A 23,078-nucleotide genomic window follows, 5' to 3' on the forward strand; every position below is an offset into this window, starting at 1 on the left:
GACACTTACTCGGGTTGGACTTTCACCAACTAGCAATTAACGGCTTGCTGGGCACGCGCAAAAGAAAAAACCCGGCTTGTCCGGGTTTTTTCTTGTTCTATTGGCATATAGTTTTTAAAGTTGCTCAAGCAGTGTTTTTGTATCTGAAAATTCAAGGTTATGTGCTTCAGCCACAGCCTGATACGTTACATAGCCAGCGAGCGTATTGATCCCTCTCAGCAAGGCCCCATTATCAAGGCACGCTTGTTTGTACCCTTTATTTGCGATTTGGATCGCATACGGTACGGTCACATTCGTCAGCGCAATTGTCGAAGTGCGCGGCACCGCTCCCGGCATATTGGCGACAGCGTAGTGAACAACACCATGCTTTTCATAAGTAGGGTTGTCATGAGTCGTAATTCTGTCAGTTGTTTCAAAAATCCCGCCCTGGTCAATCGCAATATCAACAACCACTGCACCAGGCTTCATCGCTTGGATCATTTCCTCTGAAACCAGCTTTGGCGCCTTTGCCCCTGGAATTAAGACTGCACCGATCACAAGATCCGATTCTTTAACCGCTTCCGCAATATTGTAAGGGTTGGACATGAGGGTTGTTACATCTGTTCCGAAAATATCATCCAATTGGCGGAGCCGCTCAGGATTCAAATCGATCATCGTAACCTTTGCCCCAAGGCCAATTGCCATTTTCGCGGCATTTGTCCCCGCAACACCGCCTCCGATAATCGTCACCTTGCCTCTTTGCACACCGGGAACACCTGACAGAAGAATCCCCATTCCGCCATTTACTTTTTCTAAAAATTGCGCGCCAATCTGCGGTGCCATTCTTCCGGCAACCTCGCTCATCGGCGTCAATAAAGGAAGCGCCCCATTTGCGAGCTGCACAGTTTCATAAGCTAGTCCGACCACTTTATTTTCGATCAGTGCTTTTGTCAGCTCCGGTTCAGGTGCTAAATGCAAATATGTAAATAAAATTAATCCTTCACGAAAATAACGATACTCACTCGGAAGCGGTTCTTTCACCTTCATGACCATATCCATCGACCAGGCTTCCTCGGCCGAATTGACGATTTTTGCTCCGGCAACAATGTAATCCTCATCTGTGAAACCCGATCCTGCACCGGCATTTGTTTCAATATATACTTCATGGCCAAAATTAATGAGATTAACTGTTCCTGCTGGTGTCATCGCCACGCGGTTTTCATTGTTTTTGATTTCTGCTGGCACTCCGATTCGCATTATTTTATACCTCCCATAATATCTTCAGACCGAAATGATTATCTAAACAGTTACTAATATATCACCTTTTCATAAGAAAGAGGAAGAAAAATTCCCCTTTAACGATAAGACTTTTTGAAAATTTCGCATCTTGACATTAACTTAGTGAACAAGCCGTAGCTGCTTGCTCCTGGTGTGGATCAAGCTAAACCTGCTTGTTCCTATCGTGGAACAAGCCAAAAGCCGCTTGTTCCTATCGTGGAACAAGCCAAAAGCCGCTTGTTCCTATTATTGTTCGTTTTTTTGCTACAATATTCACAGCGAAAATATTGTATAATTAAGGCAAAGGAGGAGAGGACAATGAAACTGGCGTATAAAAATATTTTAGTAGCCGTTGACGGTTCCAAGGAAGCGGAATGGGCTTATAAAAAAGCGATTGAGATTGCCAAAAGAAATAATGCTTCCCTCGTTTTATCCCATATTATTGACACAAGAACCTTTGCCACTGTAGAAGCGTATGATCGGGCAATCGCGGAAAGGGCACAGCTTTTTGCCGAAGAGCTTTTGAAAAATTACCAGCAGCGGGCGTTGGATGCCGGCATCACAGATGTAAAATATGAAATAGATTATGGTTCTCCAAAGGTTAAAATTCCGAAAGATGTTGCCAAAAAGCATCAGGTCGACTTAATTATTTGCGGTGCAACCGGATTAAATGCGGTTGAACGCTTCTTGATCGGCAGTGTTTCAGAGCATATTACCCGCTATGCAGCTTGTGATGTCCTTGTTGTTCGAACCGAAAAAGGTCTGGATTAAATACTGTTAATATTATCATTTTTACCTTAATGTCAGCAGATAATACCAAAAGCACGCAGCCACTAGCGGCATGCGTGCTTTTTTATTTCCATAATAACTTTGCTTTATCAATCGCTTTTTGTACCTGTTCAAATCCTGTCCCGCCAGCGCTGTTGCGGCGCTTGACGGCCGTGTATGGATCAAGGGCGCTATAAATATCTTCTTCAAATAATTCGGTTGCCTCCTTGAACTTTTCCAGCGGCAAATCGGCAAGAAAGCAGCCTTTTTCAACACAGGCAAGAACCAATTTTCCAACTACTTCATGTGCCTCACGAAATGGCAACCCTTTATCCGCCAAATAATCGGCAAGCTCGGTTGCATTGGAAAAATCGTTTTTTACTGCTTTTTCCATAACTTCGGTATTGACCTTCAGCGTCTTCATCATGCCGGCAAATATTTTTAATGAACCGGTAACAGTCGTCACCGTATCAAACATTCCTTCTTTGTCTTCCTGCATATCCTTATTGTAAGCGAGGGGAAGCCCTTTTAAGACCGTTAACAGCCCGATTAGATTTCCATACACCCGTCCCGTTTTACCGCGGACCAACTCAGCCATGTCAGGATTTTTCTTCTGCGGCATAATGCTGCTTCCTGTCGAAAATGCGTCGTCCAATTCAATAAATTTGAATTCCTGGCTCGCCCAAAAAATAATTTCTTCGCTTAATCGCGACAAATGCATCATTAAAATGGAGCTCGTTGATAAGAATTCAAGGATAAAGTCGCGGTCGCTGACAGCGTCAAGGCTGTTTTCATAAATTGCATCGAAGCCGAGCAGCTCGGCACTGTAGTGGCGGTCGATCGGAAAAGTTGTCCCTGCCAGTGCCCCGGCTCCGAGCGGCGAAACATTAACCCTTTTTAAACTTTCCTCATAGCGCTGTTTATCCCGTTCAAGCATCCAAAAATAGGCCATTAAATGGTGCCCGAACGAGATCGGCTGTGCCCTTTGCAGGTGCGTATAGCCCGGCATAATCGTTTCAACATGCGCTTCGGCTTTTTCGACAAGCTCCTTTTGCATTTCGATGATTAATTCAATGATCGCTTCTGTTTGCGTACGCAAGTATAAGTGCATATCGGTGGCAACCTGGTCATTTCGGCTTCTTGCCGTGTGAAGTTTGCCGCCGGCTGCGCCAATTTCCCCGGTCAGCAGACTTTCAAGATTTAAATGAATATCCTCCAATTTAACTGAGAAAGGCAGCTCGCTTTTGCCGGCCTTTTCCTTTAAGTTAAGAAGGCCCTTTTTAATGAGCTCGCCTTCAGCTTCGGTTAATATCCCGCATTTCGAAAGCATCTCTGCATGCGCAATACTTCCGTCTATATCTTCGTTTACGAGCTGATGGTCAAATGAGATCGATGCGCCAAACTCATCGACCCACTCCTCCGCACTCTTCGTAAATCTTCCGCCCCACAGTTTTTTCACACAGTCACCTTCTTGTTTTGCACAATACTTTGTACTTTTGTTGGCAAGCCCCATAACTTAATAAAACCTAAGGCCGCTGTATGGTCAAACTCATCTTCCGCTGTATAGGTAGCAAGCTTCTCATCATAAAGGGAATAAGGAGATTTTCTGCCTTCCACGATTGCATGGCCTTTGAAAAGCTTAACGCGAACCGTTCCGGTGACATGCTCCTGGGTCTGTTTCAAAAACGCTTCAAGCGCACCTTTTAAAGGAGAAAACCAGAGACCCTCATAAACGAGCTCAGTAATTTTTTTCTCAATCACCGGTTTGAAATGCGCGACTTCCTTCACAAGCGTCAAGTCTTCCAGCTCTTTATGCGCGTTAATTAATGTGATCGCAGCGGGACATTCATACACTTCCCTCGATTTGATCCCGACAAGGCGATTTTCAACATGGTCGATTCTGCCGACGCCGTGCTTTCCAGCCAGCTTATTTAATTGTAAAATAAGCGCAGATAAGGAGTAATGCTTTCCATTCAATGATACAGGTACTCCCTTATCAAAGCCGATTTCAACTAGATCAGCTGTTTCCGGAGTATGTTCAAGACTTGCTGTCAGCTCGTACGCCTCTTCCGGCGGCGCCGCCCACGGATCTTCCAAGATTCCGCATTCATTGCTTCTCCCCCACAGGTTCTGGTCAATCGAGAACGGGCTGTCTAAGTCGATCGGAATCGGAATTCCCTTTTCTTTTGCATATTGAATTTCTTCTTCCCTTGACCAGCTCCATTCACGGACTGGAGCCAATACCTTCAACTCAGGGTTCAACGCCTGAATCGAAACTTCAAACCTGACCTGGTCATTTCCTTTGCCTGTGCAGCCATGAGCAACTGCGACCGCACCCTCCTGCTCAGCAATTTCAACCAGCTTCGCTGCAATCAAAGGGCGCGATAAAGCTGATACGAGCGGATATTTTCCTTCATATAATGCATGAGCCTGCAAGGCGATCAATGCATATTCCTTGGCAAATTCTTCTTTTGCATCAATCACGTACGACTGGACCGCCCCAACCTGAAGCGCTTTTTGCTGGATAAACTCCAAATCCTTGCCTTCACCGACATCAAGGCAACAGGCTACTACCGAATATCCCTGGTCCCCCAGCCACTTTATTGCTACAGATGTATCCAAGCCACCTGAATATGCGAGTACTACTTTTTGATTTGTCATCGAAGTTCCTCTCCTTAACGAATGAATAAATATTCATCTAAATATATTTTTATACAATATCTGTTTTTTACTTTACCAAGTTTTCGATCACTTTTCAATACTTATTAATAAATTTGTGTAAACATGATTTTTTTAATGATTGGAACACATGAGGGGATTGATGTAGAATGAAAGCAACAACGCTTCATGGAGGCTTAAGATGGAGGATTTTTTTTCGTTTAATCAAAGGCTGGGCATCCCCCTTCCCGAGTCTTATAAAAGCTGGGACACATACAGTGAAGAAGACCAGCAATCAATTTTGCTGACATGGGAAAAAATCAGAGGCAAAATCCCTGATCGAATCTCCGATTTGGAGAGGATAATCAATTTAAAACAAGCAGCACTCTCAGATGAAAGCGACTTTAAGCATTCCTGCCAGCTAAACAATGAGATTGCCGAACTGGCGTCGATCATCAATGATTTATGGCTCTGGTACCGTACCAGCCAGGATATCTCCGGGAAGGTGCATCAATAAAAGGCCTCTTCAATGTGAAGAGGCCTTTTATCCATTCAAGCTACTTCAATGTGAAGAGGCCTTTTAAGCTACTTTAAATCCTTCCTCAGTTCTCTGACGACGTGCCCAAGCTCAGGCAAAATCAGCCTGTTCATTGCGAGCTTTACGGCGCCTGATGATCCGGGCGTTGAAAAAATCGCTGTATCCTTGATAACTCCGGCAATCGCTCTTGATAGAATTGCTGCTGATCCGATATCCTCCTGATAGCTAAGCATTCGAAACAGCTCTCCGAATCCTGTTATTTCCTTATCAAACAGCGCGCGCACCGTTTCAATCGTGACGTCCCGCTTCGCGATGCCAGTACCGCCATTTGTAATGACTGCATCAACGGCAGAATTCCCGGCAGCCTTTAAAACTTCTGCACGAATCGACTCCGCTTCATCTTTTACAATGACGTAATCCAAGATTGAATGACCGAACTCCTCAAGTAAATCGATGATTAATCGGCCGCTTTTATCCGTTTGTTCATCCCTTGTATCGCTGACGGTTATGACCATGCAGCGAACCTGCTTCGGTGCTTCCTGCTTATGCTCCGCTGTGCTCATCGGCCCGCTCCTTTTCCAAAAAATAACGCATTTGATAATATTGGTGCGCGAATTCTGTCACCTTTCTCGTCAGCTGATAATTTACTCCCGCACCAATTGCCATGCTGATCAGCGGCATTCCCTGAACAGAACGCTTTTTTAACATCATAATCGCAATTCCTTTAAAGACCTGCTTTAGCGGATGCTCAAGCCACGTCAAATCGGTTAAATCTTCTTTTCCATCATAAAAGTAAAACTCCCCGCTCCCTTCAAGCTCGTTCATCAATTCGTTCCAGGCCTGTCCCTGCATGCGCGGCGGCAATGTCGCAGCGTGGAACACTTTTAACGAAGTCATCATTTCAAAAGGAGTGTTTACTTCAAAACTGTAAGTCATCGCAATCAGCTGGACGACCCGGAGATTAATCACCGCCATTGCCGGAATATCCGTACCGAGCAGCAACGCACCGCCTGTTCCGGATAGGCCGCCCTGTGCAAATGAATACAAGCGGTGTCGCGAAATTTGTTGATGGGCTATGTATTTAAGCTGGTCGATATCAAGCGAGCGGAGATCCCTGACTGTCTCAATGTCCGGATTAAACACCCTGCCAGCTGTTAGAATCCGTTCTTTTGCATCATGCTGGATTTGCGCACTTTGAATCACAGCATGAAGATGAAAGAGCCAATTATCGAGGGCAGAAAATATTTGCTTCTGAATCTGTTCAGGAAGCAGCGAAAATGATCGCTCCAAATATTTTTCATATGTCAATTCCAAATCATTCGGCTCATAACTTGCCAGTCGCGTTTCCCAATCCCTTATTCCATCAAGTACCTGTTGTTCCCGTTCTGATAAAGCCAATCCTATTACCCCCAGTCTTGCCGGCTATTTTTAATCATTATAGCACAGAAAAACATCCCGTTTCCTTTCAGAAGCCAACGGGATTTTCATACAAAAAAGCAGCTTTATCCCGTACTTGAGAATAAAGCTGCTTGTTATTATCCGTGAATTGCGCCTTTTTCAACAACGTCCCTGGCAATCATCACTTCTTCATTGGTCGGGATGACCATAACTTTAACAGGGGAGTGAGGATAGTTAATAAACGCTTCTTCACCGCGGACTTTGTTTAAAGCCGGGTCCCAATAAACACCCATAAATTCCAGTCCTCTTAACACTCTTTCACGAATGGTATCACTGTTCTCACCGATTCCTGCCGTGAAAATAATCGCGTCTACGCCGTACATGCGGGCAGCGTAAGATCCGATATATTTGTGGATTCGATTTCCAAACACTTCAAGGGCAAGTTCAGCCCGTTCATTGCCTTTATTGGCCTGCTGTTCAATATCGCGGAGATCACTCGAAAAACCGGATACGGCAAGCATGCCGCTCTTCTTATTTAACACCTCAAGAACCTCTTCGGCTGTCATTCCTGTTTTCTCCATAATGAACGGAATCAGCGCGGGATCGATGTTACCTGAACGGGTTCCCATTGTAACACCTGCCAATGGGGTAAAGCCCATTGAAGTATCAATTGATTTGCCGCCCTCAATTGCGGCAATACTGGCACCGTTCCCCAAATGACATGAAATAAGGCGCAATTGCTCGACCGGACGGCCAAGCATTTCGGCAGCCCTCTGTGATACATATTTGTGCGAGGTTCCATGGAAACCGTATTTGCGAATTCCGTATTTTTCATAATATTCATAAGGAAGGCTGTACAGGAAAGAGTTCTCCGGCATTGTTTGATGGAAAGCCGTATCAAACACCGCCACGGCAGGGACGCTTGGAAGAACGCGCTGAAATGCCCGGATACCCGTGACGTTTGCCGGGTTATGAAGCGGGGCGAGCTCTGATAATGATTCAATTTTGCGGATCACTTCATCAGTAATCAAAACAGATTCATTGAAATCTTCACCGCCGTGAACAACGCGGTGCCCGACTCCATCAATTTCTGATAATGAAGCAATGACCCCAAGATCAGTCAGCTTATCAAGCAGCAATTTTACAGCTACTTCATGGTTTGGTATGTCGGTAACTTCCTGTATTTTTTCACCGTTTACCGTTATATTAAAAAGTGCATCATTGAGGCCGATCCTTTCAATCAGACCCTTTGTAATCACTTCTTCGCCAGGCATTTCAAACAGTTGAAATTTTAAAGAAGAACTGCCTGCGTTTATTGCAATAACCTTTGACATGATTGCTACCGCTCCTTTTGTATAACACGATCATAAATTAATATTCTTGCCTGGTACAATGTTATTTTGTACAACCGGCATTGAATATATCTCTCAACTCCCCATTTAAACACTGTCCATGACACTTTTCAAGACGCACGTGCGATTGTTACCGTTTTCAACACAAATTAAATATATTCTGATATTTTATCGAAAAAAACCGCTGCAATTTCTGCACGCGGTTTTATGATTTCTCTTATTTATTTTCGGCAAACCAGGCATTTATTTTTTGAAGGATGCGGTCTACCGCAGCTCCGTTTGATAGATCTGGCAGATTAACAAGCAGAGCTTCTTTAGGAGGGTTGATATTTTCGCCCTTTTTCTGCAGGATCAAAATGCTTTTTGCGTCAGCCTCATTTTTAACAAGGTTGAAAGGAAGCTGGATCAAGCTTTGAATATTCAAATTCTCTTTTACAAAAGCATGCAGATTTGCAGCCTGCTCACTTTCAAACAGGCCATTCGGGATGATCAAAAACAGATAACCACCCGGTTTTAAATATCGGGTGCTCTGTTCGATAAACAAATGATGTGCATACGTATGACCTGATTCAGCCCGAATATCAAACGCGGCGGCCCTGTCATCATTTGGATAAAAGCCGACAGGCAAATCGCAAACTACAGCGTCAACAGGATCTACAAAGAGCGGCTCCAAGCTATCCTGATTAAATAACTGAACTGGATGTGATTGCAAATTGGCATTTACATAAGCGAGCTTTACCAGCAAATCGTCGATGTCGATCCCGATCGCCTCAACCTGTCTATTATCCTGGTAATTGATTACCGTCGTTAACAGATTGCCCGTCCCGACTGCCGGATCGAGGAGCCGAAAAGAACTCGCCTCCACAAACTTATTGACCAAATACCCAACGAGCATCCCGACTGTATCGGGAGTCATCTGATGGTTTGGCTGGACATGCTCCTTCATTCCTTTTAAAATCGCGAGTTGAAATGCTTTGCGATACTCTTCGCTTAGAAAATTTTTTTCCGCAACCAAGTTATAACTTTTTTCAAGCCTTTTAACGGTTATCTCACTCAATTCTTCCTGAAGAATCGTGTTTTGAAAAATATTTTCCCCTGTTTCAGCAAGGGCTTCCAAATATGTACACTGCAGCTCTTCCTGCAGGATCGCAGCTGTACCGTCAAATACTGCAAATAGTTGTTCTACTGGAGAAACCTCCACTTCACATACCTCCCGAAGTCTTTATTTCCCTATTGTAACGATCACACTTTTGATTCACAAGCAGGCAACTCTCACGTTCGCGGATAAATTTTGCTTTTAACGGATATATGGTGCCTTTCCGCGGATAAATTGAATTTTTCGCGGATATATCGAAATTTTCGCGGATATCTCCCTTATTTCCGCGGATAAAATTTTTTCAGCAGGCAGGAATTTGTAAATTTAATAGAGAAATTGTCTTAAAAAGTAAAAAGGAGTGATATTTTTGATTGTTAAAGAGCGTACAGTTCCCGTAAAAATTAAACTGGGTAAGGCTTTGTTAAGAAGATCCCCAAAAACCATCCAAAACGGGCGACAATTGAGCAAGACTTAGCAAAAGGGCAGGCCGGTTACAAAGGAGAGGAAGCCTTAGACTTTTATTTAAAACGTCTCCCCCAGAAAAACTTCTATATTTTTCAAGACCTTCGACTGCAACATACCTACTCTTACTTCCAAATCGATACGCTGATCCTTTCTCCATGTTTCGCGGTTATCCTTGAAGTCAAAAATATTTCAGGTACATTATATTTTGATCCCTATTTCCAGCAACTGATTCGAACAATGAATGATAAGGTTGAAGGCTTTCAAGATCCTTTAACTCAAGTGAGAAGGCAAAGTGAACTTTTTAAGAAATGGATAACAGAACATAACATTCCAGATATCCCGATAAAAAATTTCGTTGTGATTAGTCATCCCTCTACCATCATTACGACTCCACCTGAAAATTCTCAAGCGCTCCAAACCGTTTGCCACGCTTTTCAACTTGTCAGTAAAATAGAAGCTCTTACCAATCACTTTATTAAGGAAAAACTTTCTGAAAAGAACCTCAAAAGGTTAAATCGTCTGCTAATCAAGAAACATAATCCCCTGCAATACAATATCCAGCATTATAATATCTCCCAAAATGAAATCTTAAAAGGCGTACATTGCCCGGAGTGTTCATTTATACCGATGGCCCGAGTGCAAGGAGCATGGGTATGTGCTAACTGCAATACTCGTGCCAAAGATGCACATGTAGAAACAATAGATGATTATTTTCTCCTTATTCGACCTACTGTTACGAATAAGCAATTACGTCAATTCCTGCAAATTTCTTCTCCGGACCTATGTAATAGAATTCTAAGAGCGCTGAATTTGCCCTGCACTGGAAAAGGTAAAGGCCGAATTTACTTTCAGTCCGAACCACTTGAAAAAAATTAGAGACTTCCCTGTATGCACGTAGCGTGCATCCTACATTTCGCGGATATAATAAAATTTTCGCGGATATATGGTCCTTTTTCGCGGATATATCAAAATTTTTGCGGATATATGGTCCTTTTTCGCGGATATATCGAAATTTCCGCGGATATGAAGCTATTTCCACGGATAAATCGCAATTCACCGCGGATAGCCCACCTTTTTATGTGTTTTTTTCATCTAAAACAGTCAAGCGCCCCGTCTTGATGATTTTCTTTGCAGTTTTCAACTGCTTCCAATCATTTCAACTATGTTTTCACCATTCCCAACCGCCTGGGATCGGACCAAGTTTAAAAATCGCAATAAAACACCCCCGCTATCCATCAGCGGGGGCCACTTTGATTATTTTGCTTGTTTTGCGGCTTCTATAGCTGCTTCGTAATTTGGATGATTGGTTGCTTCGCTGACATACTCTGCGTATGTAACGGTCTCGCTTGAATCAACGACGAATACGGCACGGGCAAGCAGGCGAAGTTCTTTAATACCAACTCCGTACGCTTCAGCAAATGAAAGGTCACGGTGGTCGGAGAGCGTTTGGACATTCTCAATTCCATTTGCTCCGCACCAGCGTTTTTGTGCGAATGGAAGATCGACACTCACCGTTAAAATCTTCACATTATCAAGTTTTGCTGCCTCTTCGTTGAAACGTCTTGTTTGCGCGTCACACACACCTGTATCTAATGACGGCACAACGCTGATCAGCCGAACAGTACCTTTCGAATTATCAAGCGTCACCTCTGATAAATCATTGGCCAGCACGACAAAGTTTGGTGCTTTGTCACCAACTTTTACTTCATTTCCTAACAAAGTAACCGGATTGCCTTTAAAAGTAATTGATGCCACTCGAACCATCCTCCTCAACATTTTTCTTGCAGAACGCCTGGTCTTGAGATAATAAGCCGCTTTTGTCAGAATATATTCCTACATAAATGCAGCTTATTTTTTCAATATGTACAGTGTAAATGATAGCTTTTAAGAGCATTTTTTGCAAAGGATTAAGCTTTTTTTAGGAAAAAACAAACACAAGAATATCTTCTAATCCAACAAAAAAGCTAACTCTCATCTTGCAAGAGTTAACTTCTGTTGTTCTAAAAATCTTCGTCCTGCTATTGGCTGTTACAGTTGTTCGATTCGTTTTGCTGTTGGCTGTTACCGTTGTTCGATTCGTTTTGCTGTTGGCTGTTGTTGTTGTTTGATTGGCTTTGCTTCTTGCCGGCCTGTTCGCCCCCGCCTGCCCCGTTTTTATTCTGAAACATTTGCTGGATCTTATCAACGGCCTGTGGAGCGAGCTCCAATATTTTTTCATAAATATGAGTGCTTTCATCAAGGTGCAGCATTTTTACTCCACTAGAGTTGACGATTAAAAAAGCGATTGGCGTAATCGAAACACCGCCCCCGCTTCCACCGCCAAACGGATGCTGGGATTGTCCCTGGCTCTGGCTCCGGCTTTGGCTCTGATTCTGACTTTGTCCCTGCCCTTGAGAGGAACTTGAGCCATCCAGCTTAAATTCACTGCCGCCTGCGGCGAAGCCAAAGCCAACCTTTGCAACCGTTAAAATTACGCTTCCATCAGGGGTTTCAACAGGATCCCCAATAATCGTATTGACATCAATCATTTCTTTTAAACTTTCCATGGCAGTGGTCATTAACCCCTGAATCGGATGCTCGGACACTTCTGCTTCCTCCCCATCTAAATGGATTTAGCCTTATTTTCAGAATGAGCGGAAAAAGGTTTTGTTATAAACCTGAGGCCTGCGCCCTTCCCAAATTTAATCATTTTAATTCCGGCAACCATAGCATGCCCGATTCTAAATTGAAGCATACATGTAAAGGATGTTTCAGAAATGACCTGTTGAAACCCGGGCGCAATCGACAACACAGGCATCATCTTAAGCTTCATATAACTGCTGATCATCCCGATAATGCTGCCTTTAAGCGCCCAGATCCCGCCCGTCAGCACCGCTGTCGATGCAGCATCGCCAACCCCGACAACCGAATGCCATTCTAAATGTTTAATAGCTATTTGCTTCAAAAAATTTTTAAGAATTCGATGTAACTGTCCCATCTCGTCAAGCAGTTTTTTCACGTCATTTAAACTAGTTCCCAAATCACCGCCAGGATCCCTGCCGTATTCTTGTGACGGATTTGTTCCATCATGCTCCATTTCCTCGTTTAAAATAGCTGATCCGGAATCTTCATTGGCCGTTGGCAGAGGGACATCAACTCGATATTTTACCAGCCCAAACCACACTTTAAACTCCAATTGTAAATGGTTGTTGCCGTTGTAATGGTTGAAGTATGCATAAACCGTTAATTTGCTCATCACAATGATGACTATAAGGAGAATAGTAACCATCAAAATGATTAATCCAATTGCAACCCAATTCATGATAAAACCACAACCTTTCAGCCTATTATTATCGGCTGAAATCAAAAAAATAAACCTGCCATTCTCTTATGGCAGGTTTACGTTTCTATCTTTCATGAACGACTGTTGTGTCTGAAAACAGATCGTGCAGTCCCTGTTTTTTCGGCAAAAAAGCGACAATTATATAGCCCACTATGATTGTTGATGAAATAAAGCGCCCAATCCATTCTCTAAACAGAACAGTTCCCCACGATAACTTGCTTCCATCTAAATCAACGACCTTAAGCCCAAACACCATCTTCCCGAGCGTTTGCCCGAAGAACTTCGTCATCAGCACAAAGTAGGCATAGAAAGTAATGGCTGTTGCAATTGTGATTGGCGCGAAAATTCCCATTTCATGCAGGGGAATATCAAGTACCCTGAAAATCGGATTCATGATTAGGCGATCGATGCTTCCAACGACAATTAAATCTAAAAGATATGCCCAAAAGCGCATCCAGAAGCCGGCAAAGCGCAATACAGGAGCTGGAGGAGCGCTGACCGCATAATCTGAATCAGAAACTCGATTAGCATTTTCGGCAGGAAAAGATTCGCCAGCCTCCAAGCTTTCCAGGGTTACGGACGCTTCGTCCTGTTGATCGAGATTTTTTTCTGAAGAATCGTTAACACTCATCGGTTTCCCTCCTTATTCAGCATATAAATACATGAGACGTGGAGCATACGGCTGGGATAACAGCTTCATAATTCCGGCCATTTCCAGCTCTTCCCCCATGATTTTGTGCGCCCCCATACTAAATAAAGAGCCAAAGCCCAGATTTTCGGTATATTGGACAACCATCGCGCCGCTTAAGTCATGGTCTTTTTTCAACGCCTCAATGACATCGTCTAAATAACCGAAATCATCAATCAGGTTCAATTCCTTCGCCTGGCGTCCGTCATAAATGCGTCCGTCGGCAATTTGCCTTACCTGATCTTCGGACAAGCCACGGCCTTCAGCGATAACGTCTACAAAACCTTTATAAGAATTATCAATCATCGACTGGAGAATCGCGCGTTCTTCTGCTGTCATCTCTCTCGTCGGGCTCATAATATCCTTATATGGACCGCTTTTGATTGTTTCAAAATCGACCCCATATTTTTCAGCAAGGCCGCTATAGTTCATACCTTGCATAATCACACCTAAAGAACCGGTCATTGTCTCGGGGCTTGCATAAATTTTGTCAGCAGGAGCTGAGATGTAGTAACCTCCGGAAGCCGCCATCGATCCCATTGAGACGTACACAGGCTTTTTCGTTTCTTTCTGAATCTCAACAAGCTTATCATGGATTTCGGCACTTTCGACCACTCCGCCGCCCGGCGAGTTGACACGAATAATCATGGCGCTTACGGTATCGTCATCCTTGACTTGCTCCAGTTTTTCCATAAAAGCACGGTGATTATATCCAGGGGTTGCGAACAGCGCAGCTGCGTCGCCTGTATCCTGAATAACTCCATCGACGTCGAGCACAGCAATTTTGCTAAATTCGTCGCCTTCCTCGACAACCTCTTCAAGGAATAAATCATCGGATGTTTCAAATACCTCCGAAAATGTAGTTTCCCAATCATTTAATGCAAATGCTGTTGCAAAATTAACAATCACTGATACTAAAAATAATCCGGCAGCAATTCCAAGTGCTGCCCAGCGTTTACCGTTCATGATGTTTCCCCCTTATTTATGACTCCATTTTAATACGGACTCACTTTCAAAATGTTTCAAAAACATGGTAAACTAATGTCAACATCTAATATTTTAGCAAAATGGCAAGCTCTGTAGTTTAAAAATAGGAACGTATGAAAATTCATTTTTTTCAGAAAACGAATTGAACCAAAATAACCTACCTTATGCTTGGAGGAATGAACATGCCTAATCGCCGCAATTTATATCTTTACCATAAGCGGGATGTTGAAACTCTGGAAAAAGTAGCGCCCCTCTACGAACTTGCCAGTCAATACGGATTTAACGTTGTTAAAGATTTTAACACCGCGAATATTATCGTCAGCATCGGCGGTGATGGTACATTTCTGCAGGCAGTCAGAAAAACAGGCTTTAAAGAGGATAGCTTGTATGCAGGTATTTCAACAACCGGCAGCTTAAGCCTTTACTGCGACTTTAATATTGATGACACCGCAAAAATGATTGAGGCAATGACCAATGAACAGATCGAGGTTCGGCGCTATCCAACCATTGATGTAACGTTGGATGATGAATCTACCTTCAGCTGCCTGAATGAGTTCAGTATCCGCTCCGCGATCATCAAAACCTTTGTTCTTGATGTCTTCATCGACCAGAACTACTTTGAAACCTTCCGCGGCGACGGCATGATTGTCGCGACACCAACTGGGAGCACAGCCTATACAAAATCGGTTAATGGTTCCATCGTCGATCCGATGCTGCCGTGCTTCCAGGTGAGCGAGCTCGCTTCGTTAAACAATAATCGCTACCGGACGCTCGGGTCTTCTTTCATATTGAGCGGTGACAGACAGCTTACCCTCAAAGTTGCCCAGGCTGGCAATGACTACCCGACAATGGGAATGGACAATGAAGCACTCAGCATCCAGCATGTTGAAAAAATTGATATTAAATTAAGCGGCAAAGTCATCAAAACCGTCAAACTAAAGGACAATTCTTTTTGGGAAAAAGTGAAACGGACTTTTTTATAGAATTTTGTAATGAAAGAGAGTCCCCCAAAACGGACTCTCTTTCTCACATTTCAAGGCCTTTGCTTTTTTTCCATTTCAGCTCGAGCGCTGTGACCGCTTTTGTACGTGCAATTGAATAAATCGTCAATGCTGCCCAAATAAATGTGAAGGCGAGCAGGTGATTTCTTGAAAAGTGTTCACCATAGACAAACACGCCAAGAAGGAGTGTTAAGGTTGGCGCGATATATTGCAGGAATCCCAGCATTGATAATGGAATGCGCTGGGCGCCTTTTGCAAAAAACAACAATGGCAAGGCAGTAGCAGCACCTGCACCAATCAGCAGCAGGTCTGTAGAGATGGACACAGACGCAAAAGCATTGCCGCCATTGTAAAAAAGTACGCCGATGTAAATGGCGGCAATCGGAGTCACCATCAAAGTTTCAAGCGTCAAGCCAATTTCCGAATCGACTTTGATCAGCTTTTTCGAGAGACCATATAAACCAAATGAGACCGCGAGTGTCAACGCAATCCATGGAAAGCTTCCGTATGAAATCGTCAAGACGAGAACGCCAATTGCGGCAAACAGCACCGATAAGTATTGTGCAGGCGAAAGTTTTTCCTTGAAAACAAGCATACCGAGCAAAACACTGACGAGCGGATTAATGTAATAGCCAAGGCTGGCTTGAATCATTTGGTCGGTATGAACTGCCCAAATATAAATAAACCAGTTGATACTGATCAACAAAGAAGCACAAGCAAGTGCAGCCGCTTTTCGAATGTTTTTCAGCTCCTTCAGCTGCTGCAAGAAGGCTTTCTGCTTTCTTAGAACAAACAAGACAGCAAGCATAAAAATAAACGACCAAACAATCCGGCTTGCCAAAATTTCATAGGCACTGACATGATGCAAAAACTTCCAATAGATCGGCAGCAATCCCCATAAAATATAAGAGAAGCCTGCGTAAATGGCCCCTAATCGTTGTTCATCATGATTCATTTCCTTCGTTCCTCTATTCTTTCTAGTATCGAAATATTTTTTATTATACAGGAAATGTGTGGATAGTGAGCTATAATTGCTTGTGAAAAAATAAAAATCCGGGATTACACCCCCGGATTTTCCAGTTTATAAACGATTTGTCCATCAACAACCGTCATTGCGACTTGTATATCAGCAATCTGCTGCGGATCAATTTCAAATATATTTTCGGAAAGAACCGTGAAATCGGCGGCGTATCCTGCTTTAATGCGACCGCGGTCATGTTCATGGCAAATCGCATAAGCGCTTCCTTTTGTGAACAAGCTGACAGCTTCATAAACCGATAACGCTTCTTCTGGCTTATATGCGATCTTTGCAGGATCATCGACGTTCGACCTTGTGACAGCAGCATGGATGCCGAGCAGCGGATCAGCTGGCTCGATCGGCGCATCCGAACCTCCGGCGCAAGGAATGCCTGCGTCGAGAAGAGTTTTCCATGCATAACAATATTTCATGTGCTCCTCGCCAATCCGCTCGACTACCCACGGGAAATCGGATGCTGTGAACATTGGCTGGATATCGAGGATTAACGGAAGCTTTTTTGCCCGCTCGATTAAATCGCTGCGTAAGATCTGGGCGTGAATCAGCCGGTCCCTTCCCTTACCTTGCAAAGAGCTTTTCTCCAGTGCATTTAAAGCGTACTCAAAGGCCAAATCGCCGATCGTATGAATCGCGACAGGCATCTCGTGTTCCCTCGCGTTTTTGACTATATCAAGCAACTGTTGTTCTGTAAAAATGGCAACGCCGCTCGTGCCGGGTTCATCTGCATACGGGTGGCTCAGCAAGGCCGTTCGACCGCCCAGTGCCCCGTCCGCAAATATTTTGATTGCGCCAAATTCAATCCATTGATTTCCGCCGAGAAAAGTGCCACCCTCTTTATAAAGATCGGAAGCCACTTCATGGTGGACGAGAAGGTGGGCACGGAACCTCAATCCTTCATCTTCAATGACATGTTTAAATGTTTCATATGTCTTTTGAAAACCGCCATAATAATTTAAATCCTCTGTGTGGGCCCCGGTCAGGCCGAGACGCCAGGCGTTTTTTATCGCTGCCCGCAACGCCTGCTGCAAATATTCTTCCTCGACATCAGGCAAAGCTGACAAAAGGAGATCCTGGGCCTGGTCCTTCAGAAGTCCAGTCAATTTTCCCGAATCACTCTTGTCAATGACCCCTCCGGGAGGACAGATCGTTGCCGAGGTTATATTGGCCGCTTTTAAAGCGAGCGAATTGGCGACTAAAGCATGGCGGCAGACGCGCTTGAGTAGCACGGGATGATCCGGGACAAGCGCATCCATTTCTTCCCGGGAAATAACTTCAGGATTTTTCCACAGATTTTCATTCCAGCCTTCCCCGATGATCCACTTGCCTGGTGCTGTGCGGTCCGCATAATCCTCTACAGCTTTAAATACCGCTTGCTTCGAGGTATGCCTGGAAAGATCAAGCCTGATCAGCGTCTCACCATGGCCGATTAGATGCATATGGCTGTCGACAAAGCCTGGCAACATTGTTTTTCCATGTAAATGATTGATTTCAGATATCTCGTTTTGATATTTTCCCTGAAGACCTGCGAAGGTTCCCGTTGCCATGACCGTGCCATTTTCCGTATAAATGGCTTCAACCTGCTCGCCTTCCGTCTCCATCGTATAAATTAGTCCACCGTGCCAGAGCGTTCCCATCATCCATTTCCCCTTGCTTTTCCATTTGAAAATGCAGACGGAATACGCCTGCATTTTTTGAATAAGTATACCAAATATCACGGGAAAACATCATCTTGTAAACTGCCGATCTGTGCGGACTGTAAGGTTCGATATATCCGGGATGTTCGACGATATTCTTCCCTAAGTTGACGATATATTCGGGAAGTTGACGATATCCTTCCCGAAGTTGACGATATCCTTCCAAACTTGACGATATATCCGGGAAGTTGACGATATCCTTCCAAGCTTGACGATATATTCGGGAAGTTGACGATATCCTTCCAAACTTGACGATATATTCGGGAAGTTGACGATATCCTTCCAAACTTGACGATATATTCGGGAAGTTGACGATATCCTTCCCGAAGTTGACGATATCTTTCCAAACTTGACGATATATCCGGGAAGTTGACGATATCCTTCCCGAAGTTGACGATATCCTTCCCGAAGTTGACGATATCCTTCCCAAGCTTGACGATATATTCAGGAAGTTGACGATATCCTTCCCGAAGTTGACGATATCTTTCCAAACTTGACGATATATCCGGGAAGTTGACGATATCCTTCCCAAGCTTGACGATATCCTTCCCAAAGTTGAGAATATATCCGACTTATTATAGGATTAGTTCTCCTTCAACATCCCTAATTCCTTCTGGCGGAGTTCAATTCTCCTGATTTTTCCCGAAGTGGTTTTCGGCAGCTCGTCTAAAAACTCGAATTTTCTTGGGTATTTGTATGGCGCTGTTAATCCTTTGACATGATCCTGCAGGTTCTTGACCAGATCTGCTGAATTTCGATCAACTCCATCGCGCAAAATAACGAACGCTTTGACGACATGTCCGCGGATTTCATCCGGGCTTGCGACAACGGCACATTCTTTTACAAAAGGATGTTTCACGAGCGCGTCTTCCACTTCAAAAGGTCCGATCGTGTAACCCGAGCTGACAATAATATCATCACCGCGCCCTTCAAACCAGAAATAGCCGTCCTCATCTTTCTTTGCCTTGTCACCGGTGATATAATAATCGCCCCTGAACTGCATCGACGTTCGCTCCGGGTCTTTATAATATTTTTTAAATAGAGCAGGTGTTTCCACATGGACGGCAATATCGCCGACCTCGCCAGGCTGGCATGGCTCTCCTTCATCGTTAACAATCTCTACACGGTTGCCAGGGGTAGGTTTTCCCATTGAACCAGCTTTAAGCTCCATCCCCTTCGTCACACCGACAAGAAGCGTATTTTCCGTTTGTCCGTACCCATCCCGAACATCAACGTTAAAATATTTTCTAAATGTATCAATCACTTCCCTGTTTAACGGTTCGCCTGCAGATACAGCACTGTGAAGATGTGAAAGCTTGTACTCATCAAGGTTGTCAGCCTTTGCCATCAGCCTGTACTCGGTTGGCGTACAGCACAGTACATTAACTTCATATTTGTCCAATAACGACAAATATTTTTTCGGCTCAAATTTGCCATGATAAACAAGGCCGGTTCCACCAGTTCCAAGAACTGATAAAAACGGACTCCATATCCATTTTTGCCAACCCGGCCCTGCCGTTGCCCAGACCACATCGCCTTCTTTAATAGAAAGCCACTTCTCGGCCGCTGTCTTCAAATGGGCATAGGCCCAGCCGTGCGTGTGCACGACCCCCTTCGGATTTCCGGTTGTTCCTGAAGTATATGATAAAAACGCCATATCGTCCCGCGAAGTTGCCGCGATTGCCATTTCATCTGATTCACCCACCATTTCTTCATCAAGGTCGGTCCAGTCTTCAGTTTTTCCGCCAATCACAAACTTTTCAAGGCCTGCCATTTCTCCGATATCGGAAAATTGCTCAACATATGGATAGTAGCTGACGATTGCCTTGACGTCACCATGGCTAATTCGATATTGTAAATCCTTACTGCGCAGCATTTCCGAACTTGGAATAACGACCAGCCCCGCTTTTAAAGCAGCAAAATACACTTCATAAGCCCGGATCAGGCGCGGGACCATGATTAGAACGACATCCCCCCGCCGCAGGCCGCTGCGAAGAAATACATTGCCAATTTTATTCGCATTTTTTATCAGCTGTTGATATGTAATTTCACTGGTTTCTCCTGTTTCATTTTCCCATTTAACTGCCAGTTTCCCCGGATCAGCTGCAAAACGTTCCATCTCACGAACCAAATTATATTTATCAGGTGCAATTAAGTCTTCCCGTTTCAAAAATATTCCCCCTCACATGAATTCTCTGCAAAATTATTATACTAAATTTTTCAACATTTTAAAATCACACAAAAAATAGGAGCAGGCGAACCCGCTCCATGTAGCCATTTATTTTCATTGGGTTTAAGAAACTAAGCAGCATAACATCGCACTTCATTCAGGTTGAACCCCGGCATTTCGTGCCATCGCGTCTCCCTATCAATAGGATGTGCCAAACCTCCGAAAAACATTCGTATTTCGAAAACTTCTAGAACAGCTCATCAATTTGTTCTGCTTCGTTGCCGAATCCAGGTTTGATGTTCAGCAGCTGCGTATCATTAACAGCTTTTTGAATATACGGTTCAAAATCGATAAAACTTTCATAGCGCTGAACTTTCTCGCGCCGCGGCTTCGTTTTCGGAGCCGCCGGTACAAAAACAGTACAGCAGTCTTCATACGGCCGAATTGAAATATCGTGTGTATCAATGCTGTGGGCAATCGACATAATTTCCGTTTTATCCATCGAAATTAACGGTCTTAAAATCGGTGTGTCGGTGACCTCATTGATTGTAAACATGCTTTCGAGCGTTTGGCTGGCAACCTGGCCGAGACTTTCCCCGGTGACGATCGCAAGGCCTCCCTGCTTTCGGCGCAATTCATCGGTTATTCTCAGCATCAGCCGCCTTGTCGTCGTCATTGTATAATTCTCCGGAATCTGTTTTTGGATCAGCTGTTGGATTTCAGTAAACGGAACGATATGGAGCGTGATAGCACCACTGACACCGGCAAGCTTTTCAGATAGGTCAATTACCTTTTGCCTGGCCCGTTCACTCGTAAATGGAGGGCTGTGAAAATGGACTGCTTCAATATCGACTCCCTTTTTCATCGCCAAATAGCCGGCTACAGGACTGTCAATTCCCCCTGAAAGCATCAGCATTGCTTTGCCGCTTGAAGCGACAGGGAGTCCTCCGGCACCGTGGATATTTTCGCAGGAAAGGTACACTGCCTCTTTCCTGACTTCAATTTGCAGATTAATATCAGGGTTTTTCACGTTTACCTTAAGACCGGGAATATTTTTTAACAAATATCCGCCAAATTCGTGATTAATTTCATCTGTGTTTAACTGAAACGTTTTGTCGCCTCTTTTGGCAGTAATTTTAAAGGTTTTCCCTTGCTCGTAAATTCGCGAGAACAGCTTCAACGCAGCCGATTTCATTTCATCAACATTCCGGTCGGTTTTAACGGCGAGGCTGAACGATTGGATTCCAAACACCCTTTTAAGTTTTACCGCAATTTCTTCTCCATCTTCGCCGTTAAGCAAGACATACATCCGATCACGGTCCGCCTCAACGGCAGCGTTTGGATAATCGCGCAAAACTCTTTGGATGCTTGCCTTAAGGAGGCTAATAAATTTATTGCGGTTTCTTCCTTTTGTTGATATTTCACCATAGCGAATAAGAATTCGATCATAATTCATGTTAATTCATAACCCTTCCCAATTTGTCTATCGCGTTCTTGATCGTGTCGATTACCTGGCCTGCTTCCTCTACTGTATTATCGTATGAGAGGCTGATCCGTACCGCACTGCCCGCCTCATCATCCGGAACACCCATCGCCAAAAGTGTTGAACTTGCCGTTTTTTGCTTTGATGAACATGCGCTAGTCGTTGAAACGTAAACTCCCTCTTCTTCAAGGGCGTGAACAAAAACCTCTGCTTTAAATCCTTTTATTGAAAAATTTAAAATATGCGGCGCAGAAAATTTTCGTGGAGTATGAATTTTTACGCCCACGATTGTTTGCAGTTCTTCCCTTAATTTTTCCTTGATTGCTTCCATTTGCTGCAAATGTTCTTCCCTTTTCGAGAAAGTCATTCGCATCGCTTTGGCCATGGCTACCATCCCGGCAACATTTTCTGTACCGCTTCTTATTTTCGATTCCTGGTTCCCTCCGGAAAAAAGCGGTGACAGCGTAAGACCTCCCTTTACAAACAGGGCACCCGTACCCTTCAACCCGTGAAATTTATGGCCGGATATGGTGCAAAGACCAATACCGCATTCATACATATCCAAAGGTACTTTTCCAATCCCCTGGACGTGGTCGACATGAAAGATGATCTTGTGGTAGTTTTTCAGCATATGACCAATTTCGCAAATCGGCTGGATTGTGCCGACCTCATTATTTACATGAATGACCGAGACAAGCATCGTTTCATCGGTTATAGCCTTTTCGATATCAGTGATCCTTACTCTTCCGTCAGAATCCGGTGCAATATAGGTTACGCTGAAACCATAATCACGTTTCAATTGTTCGATTGCTTCCCTGACGGAGGTATGCTCAACCTGCGTCGTGATGATGTGCCTGCCCCGTCCTTTATATGCCAGGGCGGCACCTTTAATCGCCAGGTTATTACCTTCCGTACCTCCGGATGTAAAATATATTTCGTTAGCCTTGACATTCATTAATTTTGCCAGCTCTGCTCTAGCACGTGAAAGCAGCTTTTCTGCCTGGGCACCGGCGCTGTGGAGTGAAGAAGGGTTGCCAAAGTAATCTGAGGACACCTTTACATACGAATCCAATACTTCCTTGTAAGGCTTGGTTGTCGCACTGTTATCAAAGTAAATCATCGTGTCTTCCCCCTTGTTTTTAAAACATTTATGCCAACTTTAAAT

Annotated in this window: 22 protein-coding genes; 4 read left to right on the forward strand and 18 right to left on the reverse strand. The window is 44.0% G+C overall.

Annotation, left to right across the window (positions count from 1 at the left end; translation table 11 throughout):
* Positions 1–114 precede the first annotated feature (114 nt).
* Entirely contained in the window at positions 115–1,236 is a 1,122-nt protein-coding gene (ald, locus tag CVD23_RS12900) for an alanine dehydrogenase (RefSeq protein ID WP_101666244.1), read from the reverse strand.
* A gap of 339 nt (positions 1,237–1,575) precedes the next feature.
* On the opposite strand from ald, the gene CVD23_RS12905 reads away from it, so the two are divergent.
* Positions 1,576–2,028, forward strand: coding sequence for a universal stress protein (locus CVD23_RS12905; RefSeq protein WP_101666245.1), 453 nt, complete (start codon positions 1,576–1,578; stop codon positions 2,026–2,028).
* 82 nt (positions 2,029–2,110) lie between these two features.
* Here the strand turns inward: CVD23_RS12905 and argH are convergent, their stop codons facing one another.
* Together argH and CVD23_RS12915 are read right to left on the reverse strand one after the other, a co-directional pair.
* A complete protein-coding gene (argH, locus tag CVD23_RS12910; protein ID WP_101576937.1) occupies positions 2,111–3,484 on the reverse strand; it encodes an argininosuccinate lyase in 1,374 nt (457 codons plus the stop codon).
* Positions 3,481–4,686 (reverse strand): argininosuccinate synthase, encoded by a 1,206-nt coding sequence (locus CVD23_RS12915; RefSeq protein ID WP_101576934.1) that lies wholly within the window; start codon positions 4,684–4,686, stop codon positions 3,481–3,483. The genes argH and CVD23_RS12915 overlap by 4 nt, the downstream gene beginning before the upstream one ends.
* A 199-nt stretch (positions 4,687–4,885) precedes the next feature.
* On the opposite strand from CVD23_RS12915, the gene CVD23_RS12920 reads away from it, so the two are divergent.
* Complete coding sequence (locus CVD23_RS12920) at positions 4,886–5,200, forward strand: hypothetical protein (protein WP_101666246.1); 315 nt, start codon at positions 4,886–4,888, stop codon at positions 5,198–5,200.
* Between the two features lie 68 nt (positions 5,201–5,268).
* Here CVD23_RS12920 and CVD23_RS12925 read toward each other — a convergent pair whose 3' ends face one another.
* The 4 genes from CVD23_RS12925 to CVD23_RS12940 all read right to left on the reverse strand — a co-directional run bounded on the left by CVD23_RS12925 (position 5,269) and on the right by CVD23_RS12940 (position 9,172).
* Positions 5,269–5,784, reverse strand: a complete 516-nt coding sequence (locus CVD23_RS12925; protein WP_101666247.1) for a MogA/MoaB family molybdenum cofactor biosynthesis protein — start codon at positions 5,782–5,784, stop codon at positions 5,269–5,271.
* Positions 5,765–6,619, reverse strand: a complete 855-nt coding sequence (locus CVD23_RS12930) for an EcsC family protein (protein WP_101576928.1) — start codon at positions 6,617–6,619, stop codon at positions 5,765–5,767. The genes CVD23_RS12925 and CVD23_RS12930 overlap by 20 nt, the downstream gene beginning before the upstream one ends.
* Positions 6,620–6,756: 137 nt before the next feature.
* Positions 6,757–7,953, reverse strand: coding sequence for an acetate kinase (locus tag CVD23_RS12935; protein ID WP_101576926.1), 1,197 nt, complete (start codon positions 7,951–7,953; stop codon positions 6,757–6,759).
* 235 nt (positions 7,954–8,188) lie between these two features.
* Positions 8,189–9,172 carry a class I SAM-dependent methyltransferase gene (locus CVD23_RS12940; protein ID WP_101576924.1) on the reverse strand — a complete coding sequence of 328 codons (984 nt, stop codon included), beginning with the start codon at positions 9,170–9,172 and terminating at the stop codon, positions 8,189–8,191.
* Between the two features lie 354 nt (positions 9,173–9,526).
* Here CVD23_RS12940 and CVD23_RS12945 point away from each other — a divergent pair, with 354 nt between their 5' ends.
* A complete protein-coding gene (locus tag CVD23_RS12945; protein WP_257988430.1) occupies positions 9,527–10,408 on the forward strand; it encodes a nuclease-related domain-containing protein in 882 nt (293 codons plus the stop codon).
* 378 nt (positions 10,409–10,786) lie between these two features.
* On the opposite strand, the gene tpx is transcribed toward CVD23_RS12945, so the two are convergent.
* The 5 genes from tpx to sppA all read right to left on the reverse strand — a co-directional run bounded on the left by tpx (position 10,787) and on the right by sppA (position 14,508).
* On the reverse strand, positions 10,787–11,287 hold the full coding sequence (gene tpx, locus CVD23_RS12950; RefSeq protein ID WP_101576920.1) for a thiol peroxidase: 501 nt from the start codon (positions 11,285–11,287) through the stop codon (positions 10,787–10,789).
* 263 nt (positions 11,288–11,550) lie between these two features.
* Positions 11,551–12,117, reverse strand: a complete 567-nt coding sequence (gene ytfJ, locus CVD23_RS12955; protein ID WP_101666249.1) for a GerW family sporulation protein — start codon at positions 12,115–12,117, stop codon at positions 11,551–11,553.
* A gap of 17 nt (positions 12,118–12,134) precedes the next feature.
* Positions 12,135–12,833 carry a DUF2953 domain-containing protein gene (locus CVD23_RS12960; protein WP_142382898.1) on the reverse strand — a complete coding sequence of 233 codons (699 nt, stop codon included), beginning with the start codon at positions 12,831–12,833 and terminating at the stop codon, positions 12,135–12,137.
* An 85-nt stretch (positions 12,834–12,918) separates the two neighbouring features.
* Positions 12,919–13,485: an RDD family protein gene (locus tag CVD23_RS12965; RefSeq protein WP_101666251.1), complete on the reverse strand. Its 567-nt coding sequence runs from the start codon at positions 13,483–13,485 to the stop codon at positions 12,919–12,921.
* A gap of 12 nt (positions 13,486–13,497) precedes the next feature.
* Positions 13,498–14,508: a signal peptide peptidase SppA gene (gene sppA, locus CVD23_RS12970; protein ID WP_101666252.1), complete on the reverse strand. Its 1,011-nt coding sequence runs from the start codon at positions 14,506–14,508 to the stop codon at positions 13,498–13,500.
* 203 nt (positions 14,509–14,711) lie between these two features.
* Between sppA and CVD23_RS12975 the strand changes: the two genes are divergently transcribed.
* Positions 14,712–15,512 carry an NAD kinase gene (locus CVD23_RS12975; RefSeq protein WP_101576911.1) on the forward strand — a complete coding sequence of 267 codons (801 nt, stop codon included), beginning with the start codon at positions 14,712–14,714 and terminating at the stop codon, positions 15,510–15,512.
* Between the two features lie 43 nt (positions 15,513–15,555).
* Here CVD23_RS12975 and rarD read toward each other — a convergent pair whose 3' ends face one another.
* The 6 genes from rarD to CVD23_RS13000 form a co-directional block, all read right to left on the reverse strand.
* On the reverse strand, positions 15,556–16,485 hold the full coding sequence (rarD, locus tag CVD23_RS12980; RefSeq protein WP_101666253.1) for an EamA family transporter RarD: 930 nt from the start codon (positions 16,483–16,485) through the stop codon (positions 15,556–15,558).
* A gap of 104 nt (positions 16,486–16,589) precedes the next feature.
* Positions 16,590–18,200, reverse strand: coding sequence for an amidohydrolase (locus tag CVD23_RS12985; protein ID WP_101666254.1), 1,611 nt, complete (start codon positions 18,198–18,200; stop codon positions 16,590–16,592).
* Entirely contained in the window at positions 18,139–18,792 is a 654-nt protein-coding gene (locus CVD23_RS21650; protein WP_142382899.1) for a hypothetical protein, read from the reverse strand. The genes CVD23_RS12985 and CVD23_RS21650 overlap by 62 nt, the downstream gene beginning before the upstream one ends.
* Positions 18,793–18,843: 51 nt before the next feature.
* Positions 18,844–20,430: an acyl-CoA synthetase MbcS gene (gene mbcS / locus CVD23_RS12990; RefSeq protein WP_101576904.1), complete on the reverse strand. Its 1,587-nt coding sequence runs from the start codon at positions 20,428–20,430 to the stop codon at positions 18,844–18,846.
* Between the two features lie 247 nt (positions 20,431–20,677).
* On the reverse strand, positions 20,678–21,886 hold the full coding sequence (thiI, locus tag CVD23_RS12995; RefSeq protein ID WP_101666255.1) for a tRNA uracil 4-sulfurtransferase ThiI: 1,209 nt from the start codon (positions 21,884–21,886) through the stop codon (positions 20,678–20,680).
* Position 21,887: 1 nt separating this feature from the next.
* Complete coding sequence (locus CVD23_RS13000) at positions 21,888–23,033, reverse strand: cysteine desulfurase family protein (RefSeq protein WP_101666256.1); 1,146 nt, start codon at positions 23,031–23,033, stop codon at positions 21,888–21,890.
* Positions 23,034–23,078 lie beyond the last annotated feature (45 nt).

This window comes from Bacillus sp. V33-4 (genome assembly GCF_002860225.1).
GTDB classification, from domain to species: Bacteria; Bacillota; Bacilli; order Bacillales; family Cytobacillaceae; genus Bacillus_BJ; species Bacillus_BJ canaveralius.

Bases quoted from the DNA above. Each gene is read 5' to 3' on its own strand.
- CVD23_RS12905 (WP_101666245.1), top strand. From the start codon at position 1,576: ATGAAACTGGCGTATAAAAATATTTTAGTAGCCGTTGACGGTTCCAAG.
- CVD23_RS12985 (WP_101666254.1), bottom strand. From the start codon at position 18,200: ATGGGAACGCTCTGGCACGGTGGACTAATTTATACGATGGAGACGGAA.
- CVD23_RS12935 (WP_101576926.1), bottom strand. From the start codon at position 7,953: ATGTCAAAGGTTATTGCAATAAACGCAGGCAGTTCTTCTTTAAAATTT.
- CVD23_RS13000 (WP_101666256.1), bottom strand. From the start codon at position 23,033: ATGATTTACTTTGATAACAGTGCGACAACCAAGCCTTACAAGGAAGTA.
- CVD23_RS12965 (WP_101666251.1), bottom strand. From the start codon at position 13,485: ATGAGTGTTAACGATTCTTCAGAAAAAAATCTCGATCAACAGGACGAA.
- ald (WP_101666244.1), bottom strand. From the start codon at position 1,236: ATGCGAATCGGAGTGCCAGCAGAAATCAAAAACAATGAAAACCGCGTG.
- CVD23_RS12915 (WP_101576934.1), bottom strand. From the start codon at position 4,686: ATGACAAATCAAAAAGTAGTACTCGCATATTCAGGTGGCTTGGATACA.
- CVD23_RS12920 (WP_101666246.1), top strand. From the start codon at position 4,886: ATGGAGGATTTTTTTTCGTTTAATCAAAGGCTGGGCATCCCCCTTCCC.
- CVD23_RS12925 (WP_101666247.1), bottom strand. From the start codon at position 5,784: ATGAGCACAGCGGAGCATAAGCAGGAAGCACCGAAGCAGGTTCGCTGC.
- CVD23_RS12960 (WP_142382898.1), bottom strand. From the start codon at position 12,833: ATGAATTGGGTTGCAATTGGATTAATCATTTTGATGGTTACTATTCTC.
- thiI (WP_101666255.1), bottom strand. From the start codon at position 21,886: ATGAATTATGATCGAATTCTTATTCGCTATGGTGAAATATCAACAAAA.
- rarD (WP_101666253.1), bottom strand. From the start codon at position 16,485: ATGAATCATGATGAACAACGATTAGGGGCCATTTACGCAGGCTTCTCT.
- CVD23_RS12975 (WP_101576911.1), top strand. From the start codon at position 14,712: ATGCCTAATCGCCGCAATTTATATCTTTACCATAAGCGGGATGTTGAA.
- sppA (WP_101666252.1), bottom strand. From the start codon at position 14,508: ATGAACGGTAAACGCTGGGCAGCACTTGGAATTGCTGCCGGATTATTT.